Raw genomic sequence first — 18,947 nt, forward strand, 5'->3', positions numbered from 1 at the left:
ATGGCTAATTGATATTCTTGTCGTATGAATCTGCGCCAGCTGCAGTACTTCGTCGCGGTCGCCGAGGAGCGCCACTTCGGCCGCGCGGCGCAGCGCCTGCACATGGCGCAGCCGCCGCTCTCGCACCAGATCCGGCAGCTGGAACAGGATCTGGGCGTCGAGCTGCTGCACCGCACCACCCGCCGGGTCGAACTCACCGACGCGGGGCGCGCCTACCTCGAGCGGGCGCGGGCCGTTCTGTCCTCCGTCGACGACGCGGCGGACCACGCGCGCCGCGTGGCCGCCGGCGCCACCGGGCACCTGACCATCGGCTGCGTCGGCACGGCGACCTACAGCCTGCTGCCGCCCCTGGCCCGCCGGCTCGCGGACGAACTGCCCGGCATCGACTTCGCCTTTCGCGGCGAGATGCTGGTGCCGGACCAGGTCGAGGCCCTGCGCACCGGCGCGATCGACATCGCGCTGCTGCGCCCGCCGGTCGCCGACCCGTCGCTGCGGGTCCGAGTCCTGCGGCGCGAGCCATGGGTGGTCGCGCTGCCCTCCGATCACGCCCTCGCGCGCCGGAAGCGGCTGCGGGTGGCCGACCTGGCCGGGGAGCCGTTCATCGTGCACAGCGCCGGCCGGCGATCCGCCATGTACGACCGCGTCGTGGCGCTGTTGCGCGAGGGCAGCGTGGCCCCCACGATCCGGCACGAGGTGGGCGAGACCTCGACGCTCGGGACCCTCGTCGCGGCGGGGCTCGGCATCGCGCTGGCGCCCGAGCCGATCACGGCGCTCCGGCTCGACGGCATCACCTACGTGCCGCTGGCCGGGGCAGGGGCGGGCGGCGGTGTCGAGCTCGCCGTCGCGCACCTGGCCGACCGCACCGATCGCCACCTCGAGCGGGTCACGGACCTCATCGCCGACCTGACGGCGGGCTAGCGGGGCGGGCTTCCCGCCGCGCGCTCGCGGGTCTGCGACGGGGACTCCCCGAACCGCCGCCGGTACATCGCCGCGAACCGCGACGGATGCGTGAACCCCCACGCGTACGACGTGTCCGTGACGGTCCGGTCGACGCGCGCGTCCAGCAGGTCGGCACGCACCCGGTCGAGCCGCTCCCCGAGGATGTAGGCGCTTGGCGTGATCTCCAGTCGCTCCTGGAAGGACCGCTGCAGCGAACGCACGCCCACCCCGGCGTGCGCGGCGACGTCCGGCACCGACAGCGGCCCGCGCAGGCCGGCGTCGATGTGGTCGAGCGCGCGCTGGAAGACCTTCGGGTGCACCCGGTCCGGACCGGACTCGTGCACCAGCGCGGAGTGGCTGTGCGGCTGCGCCACGAGCAGCCCCGTGATCAGGAGGTCGCGCCAGTGCCGGGACATCGCCGGCTCGGCGGCGAGCCCGGCCTCGTCATCGAGGTCGCGCAGCAGCAGGCGCAGCGCGTTCGACCAGCTGCGCATCCCCGGACCACCGAGGTCCAACGCGACATCGAAGACGACGGGCCCGCCGACGGGCCGCCCGACGAGGGATTCCAGGCGCTCGTGCACGGCCGCGCGCTCGAGCCGTAGGTGCAGTTGGCGGTACGCGCCGTCCATCCGCATCCGCGCCCGCATCCTGGGCGAGAGCAGCGCCGCGCCGGCGCCGTCGATCACCGCGCCCCCGTCGGCGTCGACGAGCTCGAGCCGGTTGCTGCCCCCGACGGCCAGCATCAGGTCGTAGTAGTCGATCCGATCGAGGATGTCGACGTCGACCGGCACGCCCTGCTCGAGGTAGATCATGCCCAGGTCGGCGATCCGGGCCGATCGCACCTCGCCGTCGAACGGCGCACCGTCGCCGCGGGGAACGACGATCGAATGGGTGCTCAGCAGCCCGCCCGCCGCGCTCCGGAAGGCGTCTACATCGCGGGTCCGCAGGCCCCCGAAGCGGCCGAGCGGGGACGGCGCTGTCGCGCCGCCCACCTCCGCGCCACCCCACATCGCACTCGCCTCCACAGCTCCGCGGGGCACCCCGGAGGCGCCCTCACCAGCACGTTACACCCGGCCGTCCCCACCACCGGCGGTCCGCGACACCACCTCGCGACGCGAATCGGCCGGTCGCGTCGCACAGCGGATAGTGGCGCCGGTCACAGCTTCGTAGGGTCCCTCCCATCGCACAGTCCAGCCCACCGTCCAGCCCCTGGAGGAGACCCGTGAACGCGGAACCGAGAAGCACCACCGAGTACGACGTCGCCGTCGTCGGCTACGGCCCGACGGGTCTCGTCCTGTCGTCGATGCTGGCGCGCGCGGGGCACCGCGTCGTGGTGATCGAGCGCTGGCCCGGCCTGTACGGCATGCCCCGGCTCACCCACATCGACGGCGAGACGGCCCGCATCATCCAGGCCGCCGGCGACGTGGACGCCGCGCTCCGCGACGCGGCCCCCGCGTCCGTGTACGAGTGGCGCAACGGCGCCGAGGATCTGCTCATCGCGGTGGACTGGTCGGGCGAGTCCAGTGGCTTCGCCGCGCACTACTCGATGTACCAGCCCCACATCGAGCAGGCGATCGACGACCGCAACCGCACGTACCCGAACGTCGACGTGCTCCAGGGCACGATCGTGGTCGGCATGGAGCAGCACGAGGACCGCGTCGAGCTCGCGGTGCGGCCGTTCACGCGCGACCGCGACGCGCAGTGGGCGGACGCCCCCGAGCGGGTGATCACCGCGTCGTACGTGGTCGGCGCCGACGGTGCCTCGAGCACCGTCCGGCACATCCTCGGCGTCGGCCTCACCGACCTCCACGTCGATGATCGATGGCTCAACATCGACACCGAATGCGCGCGCCCCCTGGGCGATCGGTTCGCCGTGGCCCGGCAGTTCTGCGATCCCGTCCAGCCGCACATGTTCATGCCGATCGGCCGGAGCCGCCAGCGGTTCGAAGTGGCCGTCCGCCCCGAGGACGACGCCGACGAGATGGCGACCGAGGAGTTCGCGTGGCGGTGGCTGCGGGCGCAGCACGGCCTCGGACCGGAGGACCTGACCATCCTGCGGCACATCGTCTACACCTTCTCCGCGCGCACCGCGGACGCATGGCGCGTGGGCCGCGTCTTCCTCGCCGGCGACGCCGCGCACACCATGCCGCCCTACATGGGGCAGGGCGCGTGTTCCGGCATGCGCGACGGGATCACGCTCGCCTGGAAGCTCGACCTGGTGCTGTCCGGCCGGGCGGACGAGGCCCTCCTCGACACCTACGAGCAGGAGCGCCGGCCCCACGTCGAGGTCATTCAGGCCTGCGCCGTGGAGCTCGGCCGGGTCGCGAACCTCAAGGATCCGGCTGCGGCCGCGGAGCGCGACGCCGCGTTCCTGCGCGGCGAGGTCCCGTCGCTGCCGCCCTTCCCGACGATCACCGCGGGCGTCGTCGACCACGACGACCGCAACTGCCTCGCGGGAACCCTCGCGCCCCAGGGCGTGGTGCGCCGCGGCGACCGCGCCGGGCGGTTCGACGATCTTCATCCGTGGGGATTCGCGGTGATCACGACGGCGGACGCGACCGCCGTACTCGGCGCCGACCGCCTGGCCTCCCTCGCGGGGCTCGGGGCGACCATCGTGACCGTCGAACCCGGGCACGAGCACTCCGTCGAGGACACCGGCGGCGCGTACGCGGCGTACTTCGCCGCCACCGGGACCGAGACGATCGTCGTACGCCCCGACTTCCACCTGTACGGCGCGGGCGCTCTCGACGATCTCCCGCGGCTGATCGACGGCCTCGGGGCCGCACTGCGCCGCGCCGCCGCCCGCCCCGAGGCGGTGGCCCGATGACCGGCGCGACCGCGGCCAACGAGGCGCACTGGCGGGCGATGGGCGTCACGCGCCTGCTCGACGCGGGCATGCGCTACGACGACGTGCTCGCGCTGCGCGCCGGCACCGACGCGGGCGAGCCGTGGGACGGGGTCGCCGAACGACTCGGCGCCGCGCGCGCGGCGCAGGCCGCGGACGCCGCGGCCGCGGGGCGGAGCGTCACCTCGTACGAGCTCTTCCGGGCCGCCGCCGCGTGCTTCCTGTTCGCGCAGATGGCCTTCAACGCCGACACCGATCGCAAGCGGGCGCTGTACGCGCGCTTCGACGGGGCCGTCGCCGCTGCGGCGACGCACTCCCCCGTGCCGATGTGGCGGATCGAGCCCGCGTTCGGCGGCCGCCGGCTCGCCGGCTGGCACCTGCGGCCCCCGGCGCCGCGCGGCACCGTCGTCGTCTTCGGCGGCCAGAGCGGCTGGGGCGCTACCTACCTGCGCTACGCCGACGCGCTGCTGGCGCGCGGGCTCGCGGTGATCCTCGCGGAGGGCCCCGGCCAGGGCGACTCCCGCCTCCAGCACAGCGTGTACCTCGACGTCGACGTCGCCGCCGCCATCGGGACGTTCGTGGACCTCGCGCGCGCCGACGGCCCCGTCGGCGTGTGGGGCAACAGCGTCGGCGGCCTCTTCGCGGCGCTCACCGCCGCCCGCCACGACGGGGTCGGCGCGTGCTGCGTCAACGGCGCCTTCGCCGCGCCGCGGCTGCTCCCCTTCCGGACCTTCGCGGAGCAGGCGCGCGCGATGCTCGGCACCGACGACGACGCGGCGGTCACCGCGAACTTCGCGCGCCTGCGCTTCGATCCTTCGGCCGACCGGATCGCGTGTCCGCTGCTCGTACTGCACGGCGGCGCGGATCCGCTCGTGGACCTCGCCGATCAGCAGCCGTTCCTCGACGGCGCCGACGACGCGACTCTGCGAGTCTGGGACGACGGGGAACACACCATCTACAACCACGCCGACGAACGGAACGCGGTGGCCGCGGACTGGTTCGCCGAGCGACTCACGGAGGTACGCGCATGAGGTTCACCCACGACACCCTCGCCCAGCAGGTCCGCTTCGGATCCGGCACCGTCGGCGACGCCCTGGCCGAGGTCACCTCGGGCGCGCAGCGGATCATGCTCCTCTGCACGCCCCGGGAGTCCGAGCGGGCTGCGGCCATCACCGCGGGCCTGCCGGTGGCGCTCGCCCACCACGACGTGGCGATGCACGTCCCGATCGAGGTCGCGGACCGCGCCCGCACCGCCGCCGCCGACGCACAGGCGGACCTGTTGCTGTGCTTCGGCGGCGGCTCCGCGATCGGCCTCGCGAAGGCGGTGGCGCTGACCTCGTCCCTGCCGATCGTCGCGGTCCCGACGACGTACTCGGGGTCCGAGGCGACGTCGGTGTGGGGCCTGACGGAGGACGGCCGCAAGACCACAGGGGTCGACCCGAGGGTGGCGCCGCGCGCGATCGTCTACGACGCCGAGCTGACCCTCGGCCTGCCCGTCGCCACCAGCACGACGTCGGGGCTCAACGCCCTGGCGCACTGCGTGGACGCGATGTGGGGCCCCCGGGCCGACCCGATCGACCGGGTGCTCGCCGCCGAGTCCGCGCGTGCCCTGCGCGAGGGTCTGCCGGCCGTCTCGGCCGACCCGTCGGGGCTCCCGGGGCGCGAGCGGGTGCTGTACGCGGCGTACCTCGCCGCGTCGGCCTTCTCCTCGGCGGGATCCGGCCTGCACCACAAGATCTGCCACATCCTCGGCGGCGCTTTCGACCTCCCCCACGCGCCGACGCACGCCGCGGTGCTCCCCCACGTCCTCGCCTTCAACGCGACCGGCGCGCCGGAGGCGGAGGCCCGGCTGGCGGAGGCCTTCGGCGCCGACGACGCCGTCGCGGGCCTCGCGGCCCTCTACGCCGAGCTCGGCGGGGTACGGCCGCTGCGCGACCTCGGCATGGCGGAGAACGACATCGATCCCGCCGTCGAGGCGATCGCGCCCCTCGTCCCGTCCGGGAATCCGCGCCCGGTCACCGCCGCCGACCTGCACCGCATCCTCTCCGCTGCGTGGTCCGGCGCCGCGCCCGGCACCGTCTAGGGAGTTCGCCATGGACCACACCGTCACCCCCGAGCAGTCGGCGGCCGAGCAGGCACTCACCGACCGCGTCCTGCGATCCTTCGCCGCGACCGACGATCCGCGCCTGAAGGAGTTGCTCGCCGCGCTCGTGCGGCACCTGCACGCCCTCGTCCGCGAGGTCCGGCTCACCGAGGCGGAGTGGGAGGCCGCGATCGCCTTCCTCACCGCGTGCGGCGACATCACCGACGACAAGCGGCAGGAGTTCATCCTGCTCTCCGACGTGCTCGGCGCGTCGATGCAGACCGTCACCGTCAACAACGAGCTCGACGGCGACGCCACGGAGGCCACGGTCTTCGGGCCCTTCTTCGTCGACGACGCCCCGGAGATCCCGTTCGGCGGGGACATCGCGGGCGGCGCCGTCGGCGAGCCGTGCTGGGTGGAGGGCACCGTCACCGGGACCGACGGTGCGCCGGTCCCCGGCGCCCGCATCGAGGTCTGGGAGGCGGACCAGGACGGCTTCTACGACGTGCAGTACGGCGACGACCGCACCGCGGCGCGGGCCTGGATCGCGGCCGACGCGAACGGGGCGTACGGGTTCTGGGGCCTGCGACCCACGCCCTACCCGATCCCGGCCGACGGCCCCGTCGGCCGCCTGCTCGCGGCGACCGGCCGGTCCCCGATGCGCGCGGCGCACCTGCACTTCATGGTCTCCGCCCCCGGGTTCCGGACGCTGGTCACGCACATCTTCGTCGAGGGCGACGAGCAGCTCGTCGTCGGCGACAGCGTCTTCGGTGTGAAGGACTCGCTGATCAAGCGCTTCGACCGGCAGCCGGCGGGCACCCCGGCGCCGGCGGGCCGCGACTTGGGCGGCGTCGCGTGGTCGCGGACGCGCTTCGACGTGGTCCTGGCGCGCGAACCCGCCGCTCGGTAGGTACGGCGCCCGCCTCGCGGTGTTACGCACGGACGCCCCGCGCGGTTACCGCCCGATCACCGACTCCTCATCGCGCTCCCCCGGTGTCGAGTGCGTTCGTGGACCTCTCCACCATGGTGCGATCCGTTCACCGCTCTGCGAAGGAGCTCAGCCCGATGCCCATCACCGATCGCCGGATCACCCTGCGGTTCCTGGCCGCACCCACCGACGTCGCCACCCTCGGTGGCGGCGTCCGCGGCGGCCGCGTCCTGGAGTGGATCGACAAGGCCGCCTACGCCTGCGCCGCCGCCTGGTCGGGCGGCTACTCCGTGACCGCGTACGTCGGCAACATCGGCTTCGGCCGCGACATCGCCTCGGGCGACGTGGTCGAGGTGCGGGCCACGCTGGTCTACACGGGGCGCAGCAGCATGCACATCCGGTGCGAGGTCGCCTCGGCCGATCCGCGGGTGGGCACGTTCACCGTCGCGAGCACGTGCCTGCTCGTCTTCGTCGCGGTCGACGAGGCCGGGAAGCCGACGCCGGTGCGCCAGTGGCAGCCCGTCCTCGCCGAGGACGTGCGCGCCGCGGAGGAGGCCGAGGCCCGCACCGACGTGCGGCGGCGGATCGCGGCGGCGATGAACGGCGCCGACTACACGCTGCCGAGCGAGGCCGAGCGGCGCACCACCCGCTTCCTCGCCGCGCCCACCGACATCAACTGGGGCGGCAAGGCGCACGGCGGCCGGGTGATGGGCTGGATGGACGACGCCGCCTACCTCTGCGCGGCGGGCTGGAGCGGCGGCGAGGCCGTCACGGTCTACGTGGGCGGCGTGCGCTTCTACCGGCCGGTGCAGATCGGGCAGGTCATCGAGGTGACGGCGCGGCTGCTGCACACGGGGCGGCAGACCATGCACGTCTCGGTACACCTCGCCACCTGCTGGCCGCACGAGCACGAGCCCCAGCCGGCGGCGCACGCGCTGCACGTGCTGGCCGCGCTCGACGCCGACGGGGACGCCACCGCGGTCCGGCCGTGGGCGCCGCGGCTGCCGGGCGACGTCGCACTCGACGCGCACGCCCGGGAGCTCATCGCGATCCGCGGCCGCCGCAGCGCCTCGGCCGCGACCCGGATGGTGGCGATCTGACCGGCTAAGCTGGGCGCATGGTCCGGCAGCCCCTCACCCCCGAACAGATCGCCGCGGGTCGGCGGCTGGGGGCGCGCCTGCGCACGGCCCGGGGCGATCGCCGGCCCGACGAGGTGGCCCGCGCGGCCGGGATCTCCCCGGAGACGCTGCGCAAGATCGAGACCGGCCGGATGGCCACCCCCGCGTTCGGCACCGTCGTCGCGCTGGCGGCCGTGCTGGGCGAGCCCCTGGACGGGCTGGCGGCGGAGTACCTGGCCGCGGAGCGGTTCAGCCCCACCGGCTAGCGCGTGGTATTTTAATACCATGATGGAGCTCAAGACCCCCGCCGAGATCGCGAAGATGCGCACCACCGGCATCTTCATCGCCGAGCTCCTCGAGGAGCTCACCACGATGGCCGAGCCCGGGATGAACCTCATGGAGCTCGAGTACCGCGCGCGGAAGATGATCGAGGACCGCGGTGCCGTCTCCTGCTACTGGGACTACGCGCCGTCCTTCGGCAGCGGCCCGTTCCGCAACGTGACCTGCCTGTCGGTCAACGACGCCTGCCTGCACGGACTTCCGCACGAGTACGTCTTCGAGGACGGTGACCTGCTCACCGTTGACATCGCGGTGTCGATCGACGGCTGGGTCGCCGACGCCGCCCGCAGCGTGAGCGTGGGCACCGCACGCGACGAGGACACGCGGCTCATCCTGGCCACGCGCGAGGCCCTCGACGCCGCGATCGATCACATGCGCCCGGGCACCAAGCTGGGCACGGTCTCGGCCTCCATCGGCGAGGTCGCGAAGAAGTACGGCTACCCGGTGAACACGCAGTTCGGCGGACACGGCCTGGGCCGGACGATGCACGAGGACCCGCACGTGCCGAACACCGGCAAGGCCCGCAAGGGCATGCTCCTGCAGACCGGCACGACGCTGGCCCTGGAGCCCTGGTTCTGCGCCACCACCGAGAAGATCATCTTCGATCCGGACGGCTGGACCCTGCGCTCCGCGGACGGCTCCCGCGCCGCACACAGCGAGCACACCGTCGCCATCACGGAGGACGGTCCGCTCGTCCTCACCGCCTCGGCGTAGCCGCTCGCTGCGAGGCGATGAGGACCCTCGCCGCATCCCGGGCACCGTCGACGACGCCGTCGGGCCCGAGGATGGCGGCGGTGGTGAGCGCCCCCTCGGTGAGCAGCCCGATCTGGATCGCGACGCGCTCCGGCAGGCCGGCCTCGGCGACGAGTGCGGCGAGCTCGTCCTGGTAGCAGGACTTGTTGTGCTGAGCGGCCTCGGCGACCGTGGATGAGGTCGCACCCAACTCGCCGTAGCTGTTGATGAACGAGCAGCCGCGGAAGTCGTTCTCGGCGAACATCTCGTCGAGCCAGTCGAAGACGGCGAGCACCCGTTCCTCCGGCGCGCCCGCCCGGTCGACGTACTTGTGCAGCCCGTCGGTCCAGCGGCGGTCGCGGATCGTCAGCACCTCGGCGACGAGCGCGTCCTTCGAGGGGAAGAGCTTGTAGATCGCCTTGAGCGAGACGCCGGCGGCGGTGCGGATCTCGTCCATGCCGACGGCCTGGATCCCCTTGCCGTAGAACAGCTTCTCCGCCGCCTCCAGCACGGCGGCGCGCTGCTGATCCGTATCCATTCCGCATGACCCCTTGACGTGAGAACGATCGTTCCCCTACTGTAGCACCCAGCGTGAGAACGCTCGTTCTCCGCGAAAGTCGACAAGGAGCAGATCATGAGCAAGACCGTCCTCGAGCCCGCCGCCCAGGCCTTCTCCGACGCCACCGCGAATCCGCCCTACCTGTTCGACCTCGGCCCCGTCGAGGGCCGGAAGACCGTCGACGAGGTCCAGTCCGGCGAGGGCGTCACCTTCCCCGAGGTCGACGAGGAGTGGATCACCGTGCCCGGCGGCCCCACCGGCGAGGTCCGAACCCGCATCGTCCGCCCGAAGGGCGCCACCGGCGTCCTGCCCGTCATCCTCTACGTCCACGGCGCGGGCTGGGTCTTCGGCAACGCCCACACCCACGACCGCCTGGTCCGCGAGTTCGCCGTCGGCACCGGAGCGGCCGTCGTCTTCCCCGAGTACGACCTCTCCCCCGAGGCGCGCTACCCGATCGCGATCGAGCAGAACTACGCCGTGGCGCAGTGGGTGGTGAATTCCGGCGCCGAGAAGAACCTCGACGGCACCCGCATCGCGGTCTCCGGCGACTCCGTCGGCGGCGACATGGCGGCCGTCCTCGCCCTGCAGGCCAAGGCCCGCGGTGACGTGACGCTGGCCGCGCAGGTCCTGCTGTACCCGGTGGTCGACGCGGACTTCGAGACCGGCTCGTACCGCGAGTTCGCCGAGGGCTACTTCCTGCGCCGCGACGCCATGCAGTGGTTCTGGGACCAGTACACCACCGACCCCGCGCAGCGCGCCGAGATCTTCGCCTCGCCGCTGAACGCCACCGTCGAGCAGCTGCGGGACCTGCCGCCCGCCACCGTCATCACCGCCGAGGCCGACGTGCTGCGCGACGCCGGGGAGGCCTACGCGGCGAAGCTCCGCGAAGCCGGCAACCAGGTGACCGCCGTGCGCGTGGGCGGCGTCATCCACGACTTCATGATGCTCAACGCCTTGCGCGAGACCCACGGCGCGCAGGCCGGATTCGACCTCGCCATCGCCGCGTTCCGCCGCGCGCTCGCCTGAGTCGAGTCCCTCCGCATGCCGCGACGGCCCCGGGCGCGTGCCCGGGGCCGTCGCCCGCGTTCGGTCAGTCGTGGATGATCACGCCACGGATGTTCTTGCCCTCGCGCAGGTCCGCGTAGCCCTGGTTCACGTCCTCCAGCGAGTACCGGGTGGTGATCAGCTCGTCGAGCTTGAGCTCCCCCGCATCGTAAAGACGCAGCAGCCGGACGATGTCGTACTGCGGGTTCATCGATCCGAACAGCGTGCCCATGATCGTCTTCTGGTTCAGCGTGAGATCGGTGCCGGAGACGTGCACGGTGAGCTTCTCCGGGTCGGCGAGGCCGGTGATCACCACCTTGCCGCCCTTGCCGATCGCCGCGGTCGCGTCCTGGACCACCTTCTCGTCGACGGTGCCCACCAGGATCAGCGCGGCGTCGGCGCCCTGCCCCCAGGTCAGCTCGGTCACCTTCTCCTGCGCCTCCTCCGCGGTCGCGAAGGCATGCGTCGCACCGAACTTCAGCGCCGTGTCGCGCTTGAGCGCGATCGGATCGACCACCACGACGTACTTGCAGCCCGCCGACACGGCGCCCTGCACGGCGTTGATACCGAGGCCGCCGATGCCGTAGATCACGGCGGTGTCGCCGGGGCGCAGGCCGCCGGCCGAGACCGCGGTCCCCCAGCCCGACGGGACGCCGCAGCCCACGAGGACGGCCGTCTCCAGCGGGAGCCAGTCGTCGATCTTCACCACCGAGTGCTGGCTGATGGTGGCCCGCTCGGCGAACGTGCCGAGCATGCACATGGCGCCGAAATCCTGCCCGCCGCCGTGGAACCGGAAGGTCCCGTCGGGCATCGAGCCCTCGAGGATCGTGGCGCCGAGGTCGCACAGGTTCTGGCGGCCGGTGGAACAGTAGCGGCAGGTGCCGCAGTTCGGGATGAAGCTGCACACCACGTGGTCGCCGGGCTTGACCTTCGTGACGCCGGGGCCGACCTCCTCGATGATCCCGGAGCCCTCGTGGCCGCCCACGATCGGGTACCGCGGCGGGAGGTCGCCGTCGGTCAGATGCAGGTCCGAGTGGCACAGGCCGGCGGCGGTGTACTTGATGAGCACCTCGCCGGGACCGGGGCCGTCGAGCTCGAGTTCCATGATCTCGAAGGGCTTTCCGGCTTCGAGCAGCACTGCGGCTTTGGTCTTCATGATGTTCCCCTTCCGCGTCAGAGCGCGATGTTGACGGACTTGGTCTGGGTGTAGAGGTCGATCGCGGAGTCGCCGAGCTCGCGGCCCCAGCCGGACTGCTTGAAGCCGCCGAAGGGCAGCGCCGTGTCGAAGCCGTTGTACTGGTTGACCCACACCGATCCGGCCTTGACGGCCGCGGCGGTGCGGTGCGCCTTGGAGACGTCCTTGGTCCAGATCCCCGCCGCGAGGCCGTAGATCGAGTCGTTGGCGGCGCGCACCACGTCGTCCTCGTCGTCGAAGGGCAGGGCCGCGACGACCGGGCCGAAGATCTCCTCCTCGACGATGGAGAAGCCGGGCTCGACGTCAACGAAGACCGTGGGCTCGATGAAGTAGCCCTCGTCGCCCCAGCGCTTGCCCCCCGTCAGCGCCCGCGCACCGTCGGCCAGGCCCTGCTGGATGTACCCGTTGACCCGGTCGAACTGCTCCTGCGAGACGAGCGGGCCGAGCTCGGTGGTCGGATCCAGCCCGGGCCCGATCTTGGCGGCGGCCGCGGCGTCGGCGACCGCCTGGGTGAACTCGTCGAAGATGGACCGCTGCACGTACATCCGGGTGCCGGCGACGCAGCACTGGCCGTGGTTGAAGGTCCACGCGGCGACCGAGCCTGCCACGGCGGCCTCCAGGTCGGCGTCCGCGAAGACGATGTTGGGGCTCTTGCCGCCCAGCTCCAGCGAGACCTTCTTGAGGTTGCCGGTGGCGGCGGAGACGATCTTCTTGCCGACCTCGGTGGAGCCGGTGAAGGCCACCTTGTCCACGTCGGGGTGACCCGACAGCGCGGCGCCGGCGTCGCCGAAGCCGGGGACGATGTTCACCACGCCCGGCGGGAAGCCCGCCTCCTCGAAGACCTCGCCGAGCATCAGCGCCGTGAGCGGGGTCTGCTCGGCGGGCTTGAGCACCACCGTGTTCCCGGCGGCGAGCGCGGGTGCCAGCTTCCACGTGGCCATGAGGATCGGGAAGTTCCACGGCACGATCTGGCCGCACACGCCGAGCGACTCTCGGCGGGTGTACGCGTGGAACTCGCCGCCGGGCGCGAAGGGCATCGACGGGGTGACCGCGGCGCCGCGGATCTTGGTGACGAGGCCGGCGTTGTAGCGCCAGACGTCGGCCGACCAGCCCACGTCGACGCCGGTGGCGATGGCGACCGACTTGCCGTTGTCGAGTGCCTCGAGCTGACCGAAGATCTCGGCGCGCTCGGAGAGGATGTCGCCGACCTTCCAGATCAGGCGCTCCCGCTCGTTCGGCTTCATCCGCGACCACGGTCCCTCGTAGGCGGCGCGGGCGGCGGCGACGGCGCGGTCGATGTCGGGGGCCTCGCCGTGCGCGACCCGGGTGATCACCTGCCCGGTCGCCGGGTCGTGGGTGTCGAAGGTGCGGCCGGACAGGGCGTCGACCCACTGCCCGCCGATCAGCATCCTCCGATCCCGGGAGACGAAATCGGCGACGGCGGGAAGCAGATCGGGCACGGCGATGGTGGTCATCGGATTCTCCTTGCGAACCGTGGGTGTGATGCACGCCACGTGGCGTCACCTACAGTTCTCGCACGGAGCGAGCGGGCGGCCGTGTTCGGAAACTGGACACTCCGGGTGGACGGTCACCGGGCGGCGCCGGGCCGCGCACCCTTCCTCACCAGCCGAAACGGTCCGGTCAGCCCCGGATGCCGAGCGCCCGGATGCGGGCGTACAGGGTGGTGCGGCTGATGCCGAGTTCCGCGGCGGCGCGGCTCTTGTTGCCGTCGGCGGACGCGAGCGCGGCGAGGATCGCCTGGCGCTCCGCCTGCTCCATCCCCCGCAGCCGGGCCGCACGGGTCGAGCCGCGGTACTCGGCCGGCAGGTCCTCGGCGGTGACGGTGCGCCCGCCCCGCGCGAGGACGGCGTCCGCCGCCTCCGTGAGCACCATCGACAGCTCCGCGAGGTTGCCCGGCCAATCCTGCGACAGCAGGGCGTCCGCGGCGTCGGCGCCGAGCTCGAGGTGCGGGTCCACCGCGGCCACGAGCCCCTGGCCGAGGGAGGCGATCTCGGTGGTCCGCTCCCGCAGCGGCGGCAGCACGATCCGCCGCCGGCAGCAGGCGACCAGCGCGCCGACGGCGGGCGAGAGCGACTCGGCCGGCCCCGTCACCACCACGATCGAGACCGCGGGGCCCGCCGCCGGGTTCGCGACGGCCGCGTGCAGCAGCCTCGCCGAGCGCTCGTCGAGCAGGTCCGCGCCGTCGACGACGAGGCCGCGGCCCGCCTCCCGACACGCGCGCAGCACCGCCGGAACGTCCGGCTCGCGCCCGGCGAGGATCGCGCCGGCCACGTCGAGGACGGTGTGCGCGTCCTCGGCGACGCAGGTCAGGGCGCGCGTGCTCCGGCCGGTGCCGGGCTCGCCGCTGACGGCGACGGTCGGCGCGGTCACGGGCCGCGGGGCGATGACCGGCGCGGAAGGCCCGCCGGGGCGCGGTCGAAGCCGGAAGACCGCGGCGTGCGGCGCACCGTCGGGCCTGCTGACCACGACGTCGGCGACGACGCCCGAGACGAGCGTGAGCACGGCCGTGCGCGGCGCGCCGTCGGCGAGCAACAGCCGCAGCGTGCCGAAGTCGCCGGGCGCGAGCAGCTGCGCGGCGGCGGCATTGGTGAGCTGCAGGTCGTCGCCGATCGCGGCCACGGCGACGTCCCGGCGTCGCGCCAGCCGCTGATAGGCGGCGATGACCGCGCGGTGCGAGGCATGGGAGCGGTCGAGCAGCCGGCCCGAGATGTCGTCGACCAGGCCGCGCACCAGCGGGATCGACAACGGGTTGATCCGGTCCGCGATCTCCGCCATGCAGATGACGCCGGCGAGGCGCCGCGTCGCCGGATGGATGATCGGGCGCCCGAAGCAGCTCAGCGTGCGGAACTGCTCGAGGTAGTGCTCGGCGCCGTTGATCGCCACGTCGCCCCGGACCTCGAGCGGCGTGCCCAGTGCCGTCGTGCCCATCTCCTCCTCGCCGAATCCCGCACCTGCGATGGCGCCCAGGCCCTCGAGGCGGCGCTCCAGGGTCAGGTCGGCCGTCACCCGGGAGACGAGCCGGGAGCGGTGGTCCACCAGCAGGAGCGCGGTGTTCGACCCGCTGAGCGCGGTGGCGGCCCGGGCCAGCACCGGCCGGGCGGCGTCGAGCAGGGCGTCGGCGGCCTCGATGGCGCCGATCTCGGGGTCGGGATGCGCGTCGGGGCGCAGGCCCGCGCGGTCCGACCGCAGCCACGAGGCCGCGATCACCGGGCGGTGCGGGAAGGTCTCCACCGCCCCAGTGTGACATGGATCACCGGATATGACACTCAGTGTCGGAACACGGGCCGCAGGCGGTGCAGCGCCTCCTCGATCTCGGCGGTCGCGCCGGCGAAACTGAGGCGGATGGTCCGCCGGCCGCGCACGGTGTCGAAGTCCAGGCCGGGCGTGATCGCGACGCCGGTCTCGTCGAGCACCCGCGCGCACCAGGCGAGGGAGTCGTCGGTGAGGTGGCCGATGTCGGCGTAGGCGTAGAAGGCGCCGTCCGGCGGCGCGACCTCCGTGACGCCCAGCTCCCGCAGTCCGGCGAGGACCACCTCGCGGTTGCGCGCGTACCCTGCGACGTGCGCGTCCAGCTCGACCCGCGCCTCGTCGGAGAACGCGGCGACCGCCGCGTACTGGCTGATGGCGGGCGGGCAGATGGTCATGTTCGCGGTGAGCCGCTCGACGGGCCGCCGCAGGTACTCGGGCAGCAGCATCCAGCCGAGCCGCCAGCCGGTCATGGCGAAGTACTTCGACACCGAGCCCATGACCACCTGCTCGCGGGACGTCTCCCACGCGCACGACGTGGGCCGGCCGTAGCTCACGCCGTGGTAGATCTCGTCGGAGATGAGCAGCGTGCCGTGCGCCTCGCACCAGCGCGCCAGGGCCACGAGTTCCGACGGTGCCAGGATCGTCCCGGTCGGGTTCGCCGGGCTCGCGACGATGAGTCCCTTGGGCGGCGTGTCGAGCGCTTCCAGCATCGCGACCGTCGGCTGGTAGCGGGTGTCGGCGCCGCAGTCCAGCTCCACGACCTCGCAGCCCAGCGCCGTCAGCGTGTTCCGGTAGGCGGGGTAGCCGGGCCGGGCCATGACGACGGTGTCGCCCGCGTCGAAGGCGGCGAGGAAGATCAGCGTGAACGCGCCCGACGAGCCGGTGGTCACGGCCACCGCCTCGGGCGGGACGTCGAGGCCGTACGCGCGGCCGTAGTGCGCGGCGATGGTCTCCCGCAGCGGCGCGATGCCCATCGACTCGGTGTAGCCCAGCGGCCCGGCGTCCAGCGCCGCGTGCGCGGCGGCGAGCACCGGCTTCGGCGCACCCGCACTGGGCTGGCCCGCGGCCAGCGAGATCACGTCGCCGTGGGTCTCCCGGCGCCGCGCCGCCGCGGCCAGCACGTCCATGACGTGGAACATCTCGACATCGGAGCGGCGGGATTCGTGCATGCGCTCCATGGTGTCATCCGCGGATCCGGCCGCCGCGGGAACCGTCGGAGCCGCTGACGCGTCCAATGGAAGAGGGGGCGATGCGATGCCGGCACAGGCGTGGGTCACGTTGGCGGTCGGGATGTTCGCGGCGATTGGCGTACTGGTGTCGTGGCGACAGAAGGTCGAGGCGGACCGTCGGGCGGAGTGGTGGCGGCGAGTCAGCTGGTCGTTCGATCAGGTCCTCAGCGACGACAGTGACCGCATGTCGTTCGGATGGGCAGTGATCGGCCGACTGAAGGAGTCGGAGATAGCAACACAGGAAGACCGGGAGATGCTCCGGTCACTTGCCGACGAGTGGGTCACCAGCAAGAATGAGGACGAGCAGGCCGAAGGAGAACGTCCATGACCGAGCGAGCCGAAGCGCCACGGCGAAGCGCGCGCGACGAGTTCTGGCGGAAGCGAGCGCTGCAGCACGCCGCGCACATCGTCCGCGACATCAGCGAGGAGACGGGCCGACCCATCAGCGCGGCCGTGCAGCGGGTGCTCGACGAGGAAGCGCGCGAGAACGCGAAGACCGCCTGATCACCGCGTCGGGCGGGTCAGGTAGGCGACGACCTCGCGGCCGATGCGGGTGATCACCACCGTCATGGGCAACGAGCCCGCCAGTTTCAGCTTCTTCCGCAGCGCATCCGGATCCACGCCTGCGCCGCGCGTCAGGATCTCCACCGACCCCACGTCGCGCCGCCGCAGCTCCGCGCGCAGCGCCTTCTCGGAGAACTTCATCTCCTCGAGGATCTCGAACCCACGCTCCCCCGCGGGCACGGCGTCGCCGCTGAGGTAGGCGATGTGCGGGTCGATCTGCCACAGCCCGTGGCGCGCGGCGTAGTGCCGCACCAAGCCGGCGCGGATCACGGCACCGTCGGGCTCGACGAGGTACTTCCCCGCCGGCTCCGGGTCCACGTCGTGCGGGTCGGTGGAGAAGACCTCGTAGCCGCGGGAACCCGACGTGCGCAGCACCGTCGCCCGGGTGAGCCCGGGGACGGCGACGGGGCCCGACCACAGGCAGGCCTCCCGGACGCCGCCGTCGAGCGAGACGATCTCGACCTCCCCGTCGAAGCCGCCCCGCCGCAGGCCGTCGTAGTCGATGCCGGGCGCCGTCTTCACCGCCAGCGAGCGTCCGGCGTACGCGGCGCGCAGGGCCGAGAGCGCGGGCGACATCTGTTCGGGATCGACGATGCGCCGCCCGCCCGCCCGGCGCGCGGGGTCGGCGATGACGACGTCGGCGGTGGACGTGGGGGTGAGCGCGTCGGCCACGTAGACCAGCGCGCGGGGCACGTTGTGCGCGGCCATCCGCGCGCGCAGCGGGTCCAGGTCGCTGCCGACGACCCGCGGGCAGACCTGCACCAGTGCCCGCAGCTCCGCGCCGATCGAGCAGGTGACGTCGTGCACCGAGAGCCACGCCAGGCGGCGGGCGCGGTGCTCCGCGACCGCCGACGGGGTGGCCTGCTGCACCGCCTCGTCGGTGAGCAACCAGCCGTCGACGTCGCCGAGCTTGGCGGCCGCGCGGCGGCGGGCCCGCACCTGCTCGATGACGGCGGGGGCGTGCGGACCGGCGATGCCACGCACCGTCCCCACGTCCGAGAGGAGGGTGCGGTCGGTCAACGCGAGCCGGTCCGCCGCGGCGACGGCGGCGGCGCCGTCGGCCGTGCGGAGATAGGCGAGATCGGCCCCGTCCAACCCGGCGTGCCCGGACTACTCGGGCTTGGTGCCCGTGATGGCCAGGTTGTAGAAGAACTTGCGCGGCACGACGCGGCGCATCACGGCCTCGTCGAGCGCGGAGAGCTTCTTCCAGCCGCCGAAGGCGAACCCGGCCCAGCCGAAGCCGAGCTTCGACGGCGGCACGGCCGCCTCGAAGGTGCGCACGGGCCAGCCGAGGAAGGCGGCGGTGAACTCGTCGGTGGTGGCCTCGACCTCGACGGCGCCGGCGCAGGCCGCCATGGCCTCCATCTCGTCGGGGTCGAAGGTGTGGATGTCGACGACGGCCTCGAGCGCCGCGGCGCGCGAGGACTCGTCGAGCTCGGCCTGCGGGCGGCGCCAGTCCGCGAGGAAGGGGAGCTTCGTCGCGTTGGTGGTGATGCCCCAGGTGATCCGTCCGAGCCACCGGGCGTAGAAGTCGCCGATGGTGGTGGGCTCGCCCGCGAAGACGAACCGGCCGCCGGGCTTGAGCACGCGCAGGACCTCGCGCAGCGACTGCTCCACGTCGGGGATGTGGTGCAGCACGGCGTGGCCGACGACCAGGTCGAAGGTGTTGTCCTCGTACGGGATCGTCTCCGCGTCCGCGACGCGCCCGTCGACGGTGTGGCCCAGGGCCTCGCCGTTGCGCAGCGCGACCTTCACCATGCCCGGCGAGAGGTCGGTGACCGAGCCGGTCTCCGCGACCCCCGCGGACATGAGGTTGAGCAGGAAGAAGCCGGTGCCGCAGCCCAGCTCCAGGGCGCGGCCGTAGGGCTTCTCGTTCTCCCCGCCGGTGGCGGCCTCGAAGCGGTCGCGGGCGTAGTCGATGCACCGCTCGTCGAAGCTGATGTGCCACTTCTCGTCGTACGTCTCGGCTTCCCAGTCGTGGTAGAGCACCTGGGCGAGCTTCGTATCGGAGAATGCGGCCTCAACCTCGTCCGCCGTGGCGTGCGGGTTGGGGGCCGGCTGCTGGTCGGTCATGAAGGCCTTTCGAGAAGATTGTTCCCGCC

19 protein-coding genes are annotated in these 18,947 nt (G+C 72.9%); 11 read left to right on the plus strand and 8 right to left on the minus strand.

Annotated elements, in window-relative coordinates:
* The first annotated feature begins 24 nt into the window (after positions 1-24).
* Positions 25-918, plus strand: coding sequence for a LysR substrate-binding domain-containing protein (locus WFK95_RS23605; protein WP_336672159.1), 894 nt, complete (start codon positions 25-27; stop codon positions 916-918).
* Here WFK95_RS23605 and WFK95_RS23610 read toward each other — a convergent pair.
* A complete protein-coding gene (locus tag WFK95_RS23610; protein ID WP_336672160.1) occupies positions 915-1,949 on the minus strand; it encodes a helix-turn-helix transcriptional regulator in 1,035 nt (344 codons plus the stop codon). The genes WFK95_RS23605 and WFK95_RS23610 overlap by 4 nt on opposite strands.
* A 212-nt stretch (positions 1,950-2,161) precedes the next feature.
* Between WFK95_RS23610 and mhpA the strand changes: the two genes are divergently transcribed.
* From mhpA to map, 7 genes are all read left to right on the plus strand, one after another.
* Entirely contained in the window at positions 2,162-3,766 is a 1,605-nt protein-coding gene (gene mhpA, locus WFK95_RS23615) for a bifunctional 3-(3-hydroxy-phenyl)propionate/3-hydroxycinnamic acid hydroxylase MhpA (protein WP_336672161.1), read from the plus strand.
* On the plus strand, positions 3,763-4,815 hold the full coding sequence (locus WFK95_RS23620) for an alpha/beta hydrolase (protein ID WP_224648382.1): 1,053 nt from the start codon (positions 3,763-3,765) through the stop codon (positions 4,813-4,815). Before mhpA ends, WFK95_RS23620 begins: the two co-directional genes overlap by 4 nt.
* Complete coding sequence (locus WFK95_RS23625; protein ID WP_336672162.1) at positions 4,812-5,867, plus strand: maleylacetate reductase; 1,056 nt, start codon at positions 4,812-4,814, stop codon at positions 5,865-5,867. The genes WFK95_RS23620 and WFK95_RS23625 overlap by 4 nt, the downstream gene beginning before the upstream one ends.
* Positions 5,868-5,877: 10 nt before the next feature.
* The gene (locus tag WFK95_RS23630; RefSeq protein WP_336672163.1) at positions 5,878-6,777 is read left to right on the plus strand and encodes a dioxygenase family protein; all 900 of its coding nucleotides are present in this window, start codon (positions 5,878-5,880) and stop codon (positions 6,775-6,777) included.
* Between the two features lie 155 nt (positions 6,778-6,932).
* The gene (locus WFK95_RS23635) at positions 6,933-7,895 is read left to right on the plus strand and encodes an acyl-CoA thioesterase (RefSeq protein WP_336672164.1); all 963 of its coding nucleotides are present in this window, start codon (positions 6,933-6,935) and stop codon (positions 7,893-7,895) included.
* 17 nt (positions 7,896-7,912) lie between these two features.
* The gene (locus WFK95_RS23640; protein ID WP_336672165.1) at positions 7,913-8,179 is read left to right on the plus strand and encodes a helix-turn-helix domain-containing protein; all 267 of its coding nucleotides are present in this window, start codon (positions 7,913-7,915) and stop codon (positions 8,177-8,179) included.
* A gap of 19 nt (positions 8,180-8,198) precedes the next feature.
* Positions 8,199-8,966 carry a type I methionyl aminopeptidase gene (map, locus tag WFK95_RS23645; protein WP_336672166.1) on the plus strand — a complete coding sequence of 256 codons (768 nt, stop codon included), beginning with the start codon at positions 8,199-8,201 and terminating at the stop codon, positions 8,964-8,966.
* Here map and WFK95_RS23650 read toward each other — a convergent pair.
* Positions 8,950-9,522 carry a TetR/AcrR family transcriptional regulator gene (locus WFK95_RS23650; RefSeq protein ID WP_336672167.1) on the minus strand — a complete coding sequence of 191 codons (573 nt, stop codon included), beginning with the start codon at positions 9,520-9,522 and terminating at the stop codon, positions 8,950-8,952. The two genes, map and WFK95_RS23650, sit on opposite strands and share 17 nt — an antisense overlap.
* 96 nt (positions 9,523-9,618) lie before the next feature.
* On the opposite strand from WFK95_RS23650, the gene WFK95_RS23655 reads away from it, so the two are divergent.
* The gene (locus WFK95_RS23655) at positions 9,619-10,569 is read left to right on the plus strand and encodes an alpha/beta hydrolase (RefSeq protein ID WP_336672168.1); all 951 of its coding nucleotides are present in this window, start codon (positions 9,619-9,621) and stop codon (positions 10,567-10,569) included.
* A gap of 64 nt (positions 10,570-10,633) precedes the next feature.
* On the opposite strand, the gene WFK95_RS23660 is transcribed toward WFK95_RS23655, so the two are convergent.
* The 4 genes from WFK95_RS23660 to WFK95_RS23675 form a co-directional block, all read right to left on the minus strand.
* Positions 10,634-11,743, minus strand: coding sequence for an NDMA-dependent alcohol dehydrogenase (locus WFK95_RS23660; RefSeq protein ID WP_224648399.1), 1,110 nt, complete (start codon positions 11,741-11,743; stop codon positions 10,634-10,636).
* A gap of 17 nt (positions 11,744-11,760) precedes the next feature.
* Entirely contained in the window at positions 11,761-13,257 is a 1,497-nt protein-coding gene (locus WFK95_RS23665) for an aldehyde dehydrogenase family protein (protein WP_336672169.1), read from the minus strand.
* A 166-nt stretch (positions 13,258-13,423) separates the two neighbouring features.
* Entirely contained in the window at positions 13,424-15,034 is a 1,611-nt protein-coding gene (locus WFK95_RS23670) for a sigma-54-dependent Fis family transcriptional regulator (protein WP_336672170.1), read from the minus strand.
* A 35-nt stretch (positions 15,035-15,069) separates the two neighbouring features.
* Positions 15,070-16,230: a pyridoxal phosphate-dependent aminotransferase gene (locus WFK95_RS23675; protein WP_336672171.1), complete on the minus strand. Its 1,161-nt coding sequence runs from the start codon at positions 16,228-16,230 to the stop codon at positions 15,070-15,072.
* Here WFK95_RS23675 and WFK95_RS23680 point away from each other — a divergent pair.
* Positions 16,220-16,609: a hypothetical protein gene (locus WFK95_RS23680; RefSeq protein ID WP_224648408.1), complete on the plus strand. Its 390-nt coding sequence runs from the start codon at positions 16,220-16,222 to the stop codon at positions 16,607-16,609. The genes WFK95_RS23675 and WFK95_RS23680 overlap by 11 nt on opposite strands.
* Entirely contained in the window at positions 16,606-16,785 is a 180-nt protein-coding gene (locus WFK95_RS23685; RefSeq protein WP_224648410.1) for a hypothetical protein, read from the plus strand. Before WFK95_RS23680 ends, WFK95_RS23685 begins: the two co-directional genes overlap by 4 nt.
* Here the strand turns inward: WFK95_RS23685 and WFK95_RS23690 are convergent, their stop codons facing one another.
* Both WFK95_RS23690 and WFK95_RS23695 read right to left on the minus strand, forming a co-directional pair.
* Complete coding sequence (locus WFK95_RS23690; protein WP_336672172.1) at positions 16,786-17,940, minus strand: class I SAM-dependent methyltransferase; 1,155 nt, start codon at positions 17,938-17,940, stop codon at positions 16,786-16,788.
* 15 nt (positions 17,941-17,955) lie between these two features.
* Positions 17,956-18,918, minus strand: a complete 963-nt coding sequence (locus WFK95_RS23695) for a class I SAM-dependent methyltransferase (RefSeq protein ID WP_336672176.1) — start codon at positions 18,916-18,918, stop codon at positions 17,956-17,958.
* Positions 18,919-18,947 lie beyond the last annotated feature (29 nt).

Origin of the sequence: Tsukamurella sp. USMM236 (genome assembly GCF_037148755.1) — a bacterium.
Taxonomy (GTDB): Bacteria; Actinomycetota; Actinomycetes; order Mycobacteriales; family Mycobacteriaceae; genus Tsukamurella.